At 51.4% G+C, this 5,597-nt stretch carries 3 protein-coding genes and 1 pseudogene; all 4 read right to left on the reverse strand.

Annotation, left to right across the window (positions count from 1 at the left end; translation table 11 throughout):
- Positions 1-132 precede the first annotated feature (132 nt).
- Positions 133-282, reverse strand: a pseudogene (locus EJA70_RS20685) (type VI secretion system tube protein Hcp); the annotation flags it as partial.
- A gap of 14 nt (positions 283-296) precedes the next feature.
- A complete protein-coding gene (locus tag EJA70_RS20690) occupies positions 297-926 on the reverse strand; it encodes a hypothetical protein (RefSeq protein ID WP_158833135.1) in 630 nt (209 codons plus the stop codon).
- A 596-nt stretch (positions 927-1,522) separates the two neighbouring features.
- Positions 1,523-4,792 carry a hypothetical protein gene (locus EJA70_RS20695; RefSeq protein ID WP_158833133.1) on the reverse strand — a complete coding sequence of 1,090 codons (3,270 nt, stop codon included), beginning with the start codon at positions 4,790-4,792 and terminating at the stop codon, positions 1,523-1,525.
- The coding region (locus EJA70_RS20700) for a type VI secretion system Vgr family protein (RefSeq protein ID WP_371924615.1) at positions 4,789-5,597 on the reverse strand (809 nt) is incomplete at its 5' end. The genes EJA70_RS20695 and EJA70_RS20700, both read right to left, overlap by 4 nt.

A 5,597-nucleotide genomic window follows, 5' to 3' on the forward strand; every position in this document is an offset into this window, starting at 1 on the left:
CCGTTGTTCCTCGTGCTGTACAGCGGCGCTCGTCGACGGCCGCGAAAGCGGGTCAACGTACGCGAAATTCTGGAGGGGCGTAAACAACATCGACCAGCAGAGCTGGCCGATGTGTGAAGCGATCAGCTGTAATTAAACGACTGGAGCACGCCAGTCATCGGAACCCGAAGTACCGGATACTTCGTGGGTCCAGGTGATTTTACGGTAGATGAACTGCACTTCTTCCAGGTGGGTGAAGTGCGAGTTGCCCGGATCCTGGCAGTTGTGCATTTTGTTGTTGATGGCGCCATAGGTAATCATGAACGATGAATATTATCGAAGTCATCGGCTTTCGGAGTTGCATGTATCCCTTTCGCTTCTTGAGCGCGGTAGTACGCCTCAATCGTCAACGATGGATCGATACGCGCTTTTACGATGCAGGGTTCTTTTTGCCATGGATATTCCTGCAACTGTTTGGCCAGAGCCTTCTGGCCACCTGTGATCCATCCTTTCTCCGACTGATCTCTCCATCGTCGTGGGTTGCGGCCAGTTTTTACATCGTGGGCCACTGTCACGGGATCAAGATGGCGACTTTGCTCAAGCACAGGCAGGTCAGGCAGCGGCTGCGTGATATCCATGTAGCGCTGTAGACAATCCCAAAAAGCGAGTGTGTTGGCCTGATCCAACCCCAGCGAGTGAACCTTGGTCGCCAAGCAAATTTTGTTGTCGGTATAGCGATGATGCAGCCACAACGCGTAGTCGTGGGAGCCATAACCGCTTGGAAGCAGTTGCAGCACCGGATCGAATTCCTCAAAGGGGGCGACGAAGAGTCGACGGAAGCGACGCTTGAAGCGGAGCATACCGTCCAGGCGGTTGAACTCGCTTCCGTCGTGGGTGTTCAAGTTGCTGTAAACCCAGAGCACGCAATTGAAGCCAACAGCACCCAAAAAGTAAAGAAAGGTACCGAACCATAAGTAAATATGTAGCTTATCACTACCCCATAGCGCCCCTGTCTGTGAGTAGGCAGATATGGATAATGTAAAAAAACCTATTATTTGTAAGTAATGAACGGCTCTTTTTCCGCTCATGTAAAGAGCGAGTGAGCTAATCATTAGAGCGACAACTAGAAATGATGACACTAAAATCAGAAATGCATTGAAGTCTTTACGTCCGGTATTAGGTAGAAACTCAACTATGAGTCCCGTCCCCCAAAGAACCCATATGAAGAAAAAACACATCATTTTACATGCAAGAATAATCTGTGGAATCTTGCTTGAGTTTTGAAAGCGCCAGCGCTTGGCATCGCAATATGCTTCTTCCTCTTTTCCTTGCTTATGTTGTCGCTGATATATATATTGCTCTTCACCTTGCAACTGGTTACTTGTCTCGGTCGCAGGTTCTAAGTTGGCGTAGTGACCAAAGGCTAGATGCGTGTCAAAGTTTCCTGACCTATTAGCATCCTCAGCCCATTTCGGAGGAGGTAATGGTGAATCGCTATTGCTGCGATAGACACCTGTTGTATAAGGGGCGTTTATTTTAGCAGTCATAGAGAAAACTCGGTTGTTTCAATCTGCCAGTAAGGCGGTGCATCGGATCGCGGGTCATCCGATGGCAAACGTCGGTTGGCCTCTGTAAAAGCTGTCCAGTTTTTTGGGCTTGGTTGCGGTAGCACCAACCGATCGGTTGCGTGGTCGGAATTTAACTCAAATTGAGCGCTGACTTTCAAGCCTTGGGTTACGCGCACACGATGCCGGTCTAGAGGGCTAAGCTGGACAATGGGCAGGGCGGAGGGGAGAACATATAGCACGCTAGTAGAATCTAGTAAAAGGCCTGCCAGTTTCGGTGGAGCAGCCGGAACTCGGTTATAGCGTTTAACATCGAAAGAACCACTAATGCGCAGTTGGCTCTGAAACTCTTGGGCGATCAACTGGAATTTTTGATCATTTTCAAACATGGACAGTAACGGGGAGCTGAGGACGATGGCCCAATCATGTTCGGCCAGTGCTTGCCTCCCGGGCATAACACATTGAGTCCCTGAGTTAGGCAGAGGATTGCGATAGTTTTCTGCTTGTTGTAGCGCTTTGAGATGAGAGGTTGGTGCTTTTTTACGCCAATCAGCCAGCCGCTGTACGAATATTTGTGGCTTCCCGATAATACCAAGTAACTGCTTGTAGGCGATCTCCGGGTCTTTTAGGTTTGCGAAACGCTGGCCATTACCCAGAGCTTTATCGAGTATTCCTGTTTCTGCAAACTGAAGGCCAAATGGCCCTTTTTTTATCACTATTTCTATGTCGGTATCGGTTAGTAGGTTGGCTGCAATAGTTGCTCCAATAGTTAAGATCATTCCCACTGCCAGAACATAGGGATTTATAACAATTCCAAGACCATAGGCTGCCCACAAACCACCACCCGCAGCTGCTACCGCGTATGCAGCCGCCGCATCCGTATCTCCCTGTTTGAGCGCTCGGTAGCTATCCCAGCCGCTAAGGGAAGCTCCTAATAAAGTCGCACCGCCACCAACCGCACGTAGTAAGGGAAGCTTGGGGCTGCCTGTTTGTTTTTCCAAATTAAGCGCCCAACGAGAAGAAAGAGTTTTTACGTCAATTCTCGGTTTGGTTATGTAATTTGTTGTATATGAACCGAATAGCAGTTTGCTATGGCTACCTAAAGCCGCTATTAAATCAACAGCTGCACTAATGACACCGACTGTCCCACGATCTTCCTCTCCTCCGGATTGAAGGCTCGCGTTAGCATCTATCTGAACTAAAAGGTTGTAAGTTGCAAATGCCACCATCAACGTAGGCACGGCTTTGTTCTTTTCCATTGTCTGGGTCAAAGCACCAAAACGAACTCGGAATTCACTGTAGTTGGCCAAGTCTGCATTCCCCTTTGGGATCGCAATGACCGTGACATTGCGCAATGCAGGCTGGCCTGCTGTTGAGCCGCGCGGACTAGTACTTCCCACAGTTGTGCCGGACTGATTGTGAAGCGTTGCGTAACGGTAACTTTTGCGAGTGAGTGCCTGGCGTTCGACGTCAGTAAGTCCGCCACGCAGTCCTGCACCCTGCACACCGATGACAACATACTCTTGAGCCAGTGCCTGACCGTAAGGCATCAACTTGATTTCGTTAATTTTTGGCGAAAGTGCAGCCAAGGTTACAAGTGTAGGGGAAAACAAGCGATCAAACTGGATCTTTGACGCATTCTGGGACAAACGACCGATCTGAGCCACGACGCTGGCACCGAAGTTATCGAGTAAGTCTGCGAGGAAATATGCAAAACCTTTTCCGGCGCTGGGCTGGTCAACTTCGCCAGTTAACGATGCCGTCAGCATCAATGTACTCAATCCCATGGCTTCCGGTACTGGCGCCTGCCCACTGTTGCACATGGATTTTAGACGTTTGACAAGTTCTGGAAGTTGCTCAGCGGTTTTTGCTAGCAGCAGGCTACCCAGTGGGTGCTGTCCTTGCAGCAGACTTTGTACAAGTCGATTAATGGAACCGGTCAGTTCCATATAACCTTTTCCGGTATACATTACATCGCTTCTCTCGGGTACCTGATTAAGAGCATCTAGGGCCAGGGTCAATAGGCTATAGGGCTCGACTAAGCCGTCATCATTCCGATAGCACCAGTCGAGAAGTATTGGTTGTAGTTGTTTGTCCAATACATCGACAAGTATCGACAGTCTTTTTTCCAGCTTCTCACGGGACTTTTCACGTTCTTCTTCGAATACCACCGCTTGCAATTTGGGTAGGTCGACTTCGTCTATTAGATCTGCAAGAGGGCCTGCCAGTGTGCTGTATAAAACCTGTGCATATCGCCCGTGGGATTGGTGAGGGACCAAGGCATTAAGGGTTTGCAGATAGTCGACGCATTCCTTTACCTGTGAAGTCGCATGACGAAGGGCGAACAACGGATCATCCAGAATCATGCCAATCAGATGCGGGTAATCCCGCAGCCCCTTTTGAGCCAGCAAGTCCTCTCCCGCCTCCAAGGCTGGCAGGGCTGGCGGTGGCGTGCGTTCGATTTTTTGAGCAAGTTCTTCTTTGCGCTTTTGCAGCTTCATGATTAACGCATCGGGTTTAAAGGCTGCGAAGTCCGGCGTGAAATCCGCAGGATCTTCCATCGCTGCTTCAATGCTGAAATCCCGAGAGCGCAGACCCTTGGTCAGTTTTTTGATCGGAGTTGCGGGATGAATCTGAGTAGCTTTCCAGTGCGTGGTTTCACCCGCTGTTGCCGCCCAAGCGGAGGCCATATTTTGGCTACGGGCCTTTATGCGGTTTGGGTCTTCTTCCAGCCAGGTGATGTATTCCCACGTCCATGAGACTTCACTGAACGCCATGCTCAATTGTCGACCGACAAAGCGGCCTTGAAGGAACATCGGTACCAAGATCAGTTGCTGCTTGACGCCCACCGGCTCGCGGTTATCGGCGTTGCCTTTTTTTTCTGCGACTTTACGCCAATGGGTTAAATCGACTTCGGACAGTTGCCCTTTGCCGTCGGTGACCAGTTCACGCCACACCTTGTTGTTCTGAAAAACGTAGACGCGGCCCGCACGTGGTACACCGCCCTGAAGAGTTTCATTGAGCTTGTCGTGTCCCGGCAGGCGGGCGAGAGGTGTGATCGCAAGCAAGGTGTTTTGCTGGTACTTGTCCAGCTCTTCGGTGGTCTTCGCGTCCACCATGATCGGAATCTGTAACTTGCCGCCATCTGTGCGTTCTACGTTAAGCGCCAGCCGCGATTTTTGATCGTTCTCGTAGTCGGTCTTCTTGCGCGTCCCTTCAGTGATGGACTTGTCCTTGAACTCACTCATGCCTTGTCCTCTGGCCCCAGCAATTGCAATTGGCTACCTAAATCGGGATCTCCCCACACATCGACGATGAGCGCTTCTTTGCCCTTTTCGCTGGTGGTTCTCGGTGCTGCCGTGTTGATAGGGGCATTCCCCAGCGTTTTCCCCACGGGCGCGGTGTCCGCCGGCTTGGGAGGGACAGGAAGTATTGCAGCAGCGCCTGTTCCGCTTCCGGGCCCACCTCCGGAGTTCAGGTTGATCACCGGCCCGCTCAGTGTAACGCCACCGGCATCGATCTTGATAAAGCTGCCCCCACCGATCAGCGTCAGCTCTGCTCCCGCTTCCAGCACGACCTTGATGCCACTATCAAGGTGAATCTCCTGCCCCGCATCCATGAACTGCCCAGTACCAATCTTGATGTGCTGATTCACCCCAACCGTCAGGTGATCACTGGCCTGCGCCTCAACCTTGCGATCTTCATAAACCGTGTGATGTTCTTCAGCCTTGAACTCGGTGTAGCTGTTCTTTTCAACCGTGTCGTGACGCTCGTTGCCAACCCGAATCTTCTGGTCGTGCTCGATGTTCTCGTCCCAATCCCGCTGGGCATGCAGATAAATCTGCTCCTGACCTTTTTTGTCTTCGATGCGCAGTTCGTTGTAACCGCCACCGCCCATCGAGCTCAGGGTCTTGAACGTCGTGCGGGTCTTGTTCGCCGGCAGTGCGTACGGGACGGTGTTTTCCTTGTGGTACAGGCAGCCGCTGATCAGCGGCTGGTCGGGGTCGCCTTCAAGGAAGGTGACCAGCACTTCCATGCCGATGCGCGGGATGG

Origin of the sequence: Pseudomonas sp. PB103, assembly GCF_009764635.1 — a bacterium.
Classification (GTDB): domain Bacteria; phylum Pseudomonadota; class Gammaproteobacteria; order Pseudomonadales; family Pseudomonadaceae; genus Aquipseudomonas.

Bases quoted from the DNA above. Each gene is read 5' to 3' on its own strand.
- EJA70_RS20695 (WP_158833133.1), bottom strand. From the start codon at position 4,792: ATGAGTGAGTTCAAGGACAAGTCCATCACTGAAGGGACGCGCAAGAAG.